The 2,895-nt window shown below is 40.9% G+C and carries 2 protein-coding genes; both read right to left on the bottom strand.

The features are described 5' to 3' along the window. Positions 1 to 124: 124 nt before the first annotated feature. Positions 125 to 2,302: a type II secretion system protein GspD gene (locus FMM05_RS20830; protein ID WP_143375354.1), complete on the bottom strand. Its 2,178-nt coding sequence runs from the start codon at positions 2,300 to 2,302 to the stop codon at positions 125 to 127. A gap of 41 nt (positions 2,303 to 2,343) precedes the next feature. Further along, positions 2,344 to 2,895: GspE/PulE family protein (locus FMM05_RS20825; RefSeq protein WP_185965649.1), on the bottom strand; the 552-nt coding region annotated here is incomplete at its 5' end.

The following is a 2,895-nucleotide window of genomic DNA, read 5'->3' as shown; positions in this document are numbered from 1 at the left end:
ATAACAAGTTCATTCTTTTTCTTTTGCACTGACAGGAAGGCAATTTTATCCTGACGGTTTATAGAAAAGAATTCTAAAGCAACATATTGCTTTCCCAAAAGCATATTTTCTACACTTAGAGCCATTAGTAAATAACGGTTGGTTTTATAAGTACACTAAGTTTTTTCCTGGAATCTTCACGCTTGCGCGAACTGAAAAGCCATTTAATGATAGGTATCCTTGAGAGCAAAGGCACGCCACTTCCTGAATCATTTTTTACCTTTTCTTCAAGCCCTCCCAAAACAATAAGGTCGCGGTCTTTTACACGTATAATCGAGGTAAATTCCCGTGAATTAATTCCCGGAGGGGCATCTTCATCAATTCGCTCGCCATTAAAGCTCGACTGTATTACTTTGATGTCAAGGGTTATTTGCCCGTCGCCCGATACCAATGGCCTGATAGTTACCGATAAGTCGGCATCAATGGGTTGGTAGTTTTTGATTTCAGAGGTTTGCGTTATTTGTGAGCCGTAATAATTCTGGCTGGTTACTACATAGTAGGTAGTCTCCCCGATAGAAAGGCTTGCCTTATGACCATTTAGCGTAGATAACCTTGGGGATGAACGTATTTTTATATTTCCGTTGGTTTCAAGCGCTTTAAGGCTTAAATAAAAGTTAGGTACTACAGAGCCTATGTTTAGCGAGCCAAATCCGTCAAAACCATTTATGATCTTATTAATGGTCTGTGCGCCTAAATTTATATCTGCCGTTGGGAATACCGTTCCGGTAGTCGTAGTGGGTTTATCACCTATACCAGCGCTAATACCGGTTTCAACTACTGCTGTCCTGCTTACCTCCAATAACATTACCTCTATTAAGATAACAGGTACAGGCTTGTCTATGTACTTTATGAACGATTCAAAACGTTGTATGGCATCAGCAGGGCCATTTACTAAAAAGCTGTTTAATTCTTTATCTATTTTTATATCAAGGTCTTTTTTGGCCTCATCTGGGATGATTGTAAGAATTGATTCTGACGGGGCGCTCTCGTTACCTCTACTATTCTGGCTTTGTTGGTTTTGCTGTTGCTGGAACCCATTATTAAGGCCGCCCGCAGAACCAGTATTATAGTTGGTAAAGTTAGTTTGTGTCCTGCCAACCGTTTTTTCTGAACTTGCCGGATCGCCCAGCAGCTCAATAGAACGATGCATTAGTGCAATTGATTTAATATTACGTACTGTAAGCTGGCTCTTAGTGCCAAAGTAGTAAATATTGTCTTTCTTCATAAAGGTGTAGTTATCACCTGTTGTGGCACTAACAGGGATACCATTGTTCATCCCATCACTAAATTGCTGTTGCCCGTTTTTATTTCCAGTGGTGGGCGCATTTGCCGCATTCGACTGGAACATCTTAATAAGGAGTTCATCAAAAGTGATATTTTTTGCCTTAACAGTTGCATTGCCTGCATTCTCTAACGGGCTGGCAATAAACATATCGATTTGCAATTCGGTGCCGATATCATAAATGATACTGGATATAGGAGTATTCTCGAAATCCACTTCAAGGAGTTGCCTGTCCGCATCAAGGATATTAAAGAAGAAATTAGAACGCCTCTGGCGTTGTGGCCTGCTCTGTCTTACAGCCCCACCTTTGTCGGCAGTGCTTGCAGCTGTTGCCCCGGCATTGTCAAACTTATCAAAAAGGTAAAAATTATCTCTTGATTTTGAAATAGCAAGGTCATTAGCATAAGCCAGTTTATTTAAGGCGGCATCAAATGGCATATTCTTTATATATACCGTAAGCAACTGGTTTTCCATACCCGGTGCAAATACCAGGTTTTTACCACTTACATCCATAATTCTCTTGAAGGCATCGTAGAGCTTGTCATCTTTTAAATTAAGTGTTAGGAGATCTTCACTAGGATCATAAGCTACATCAATAACTTTTTCAGCAGGGATTTCCTTAGGAGATTGATAGGGGCTGATGGCTAATATATTCCCGGTAAAGTCTACCGAGAGGTTATACTGCTTACACAAAAAGATAAGCAGGTCAGCCACTGTAACATCTGTAAAATTATTAACGATGTTGATCTGTTTAAGTGTAGGGTCAATACTAAGGTTTACCTTATGTACTTCAGAAACTGCAAGCAAAAAATCAGAAAGCGGTGCTTCCTTGATCTTGATGTTTACGCGTTCCATAAGGCCAGGTGTATCCGCCGCGATAGCCTCAATATGGTTACGGATCTGCTCAACCCTTGGGCTATCCTGCGCCTGTAGTAGTTGAGAAACCAATAGAAAAACGCCGCAAAGTAATAGTCTTCTCATAATTCTTCATTCGTGGCATAACTGCCATCTTCATTATTATTTTATTCCATAAGTAGAGCGAAAACCTCATCTACCGATGTTACACCTTCTTTTATAAGGTCTATAGCATTGCTTTTAAGCGTTTGCTTCTTTTTATTGTCGAGGTAGTCGTCTATGGTAAGCACATTAGCTTTGATGAGGCCCATGAGTTCTTTATCTATAGGTAAGATCTCATAAATGGCTTTCCTGCCGGAATAACCGGTATGGTGGCATTCTTCGCAACCAACGGCTTCAAAATGATGCGTTAGCGCAGCAGGTATCAAAAATCCTGTGGGGAAAAGGCCTGCATGGACAGTCTGTTTCGCTTTGCAGACATTACAAAGTTTACGTACCAACCGCTGAGCAATACTTACATTGAGGGTGCTCGCAATCAGAAAAGGTGGTATACCCATATCAATAAGCCTTGACACCGTGGCCCATGCCGAATTAGTGTGTATGGTTGAAAGTACTAAGTGACCTGTTAAGGCCGCCCTTATGGCCATATTGGCTGTATTTACATCACGTATTTCCCCTACCATTATAATATCAGGATCCTGCCTTAAAAAGGTGCGCAA

It is taken from the genome of Flavobacterium zepuense, from assembly GCF_007097145.1.
GTDB lineage: Bacteria > Bacteroidota > Bacteroidia > Flavobacteriales > Flavobacteriaceae > Flavobacterium > Flavobacterium zepuense.
Note: the sequence above shows the minus strand (reverse complement) of the source record. Positions and strands in the feature narration are given on the sequence as shown.